Annotated in this window: 1 protein-coding gene; it reads right to left on the bottom strand. The window is 70.0% G+C overall.

Annotated elements, in window-relative coordinates; genetic code table 11:
* Window positions 1–227 precede the first annotated feature (227 nt).
* The coding region (locus tag HA630_RS02235; protein WP_208299926.1) for a glutathione S-transferase C-terminal domain-containing protein at window positions 228–557 on the bottom strand (330 nt) is incomplete at its 5' end.

Below are 557 nucleotides of genomic sequence, written 5' to 3'. Positions count from 1 at the left end.
GCTTTTTGCAGGTCGGCGTTGATTTTTTCGGACACCTGGTGCCACACATGGGTGGGCGGGGTGACGTGGCCGAGCTTGAGGGTCTGGGCCTGGGCAGCGAAAGCGGTGGCGGCGAAGGCCAGGCCGGCCGCGAGGGTGCGCAGGGCAGGGAGTTGGATCATGGCGGGTTCCTTGAACACAAAAAACGGCCCGCGGCCCCAGGGTGTGGGGGCGCGGGCTCAGACAGGTCAGGCGGCGTCGGGCTGTTTCCCGGGGGCCGCGTCGGCAAAGGCGGGCAGGGCCATGCAGGCGGCCTCCACCCGCTGGATCAGCGGCCAGCGGTTCAGGTCCACCTGGAAGCGGCGGGCGCTTTCCACCTGGGGCACCAGGTAGCAGTCGGCCAGCGTGGGCGTGTCGCCGAAGCTGAACCGGCCGCGCTGCGTGTCAGCGGCCAGCAGCGCCTCGTAGGCGTCGAAGCCCGCACCGATCCAGGTGCCGCACCAGGCGTTGATGGCGGCCTCGTCGGCGCCGAACGTCTTGCGCAGGTACTCCAGGATGCGGCGGTTGTTGACCGGGTG

The sequence above is a fragment of the Aquabacterium sp. A08 genome (assembly GCF_011742065.1).
Note: the sequence above shows the minus strand (reverse complement) of the source record. Positions and strands in the feature narration are given on the sequence as shown.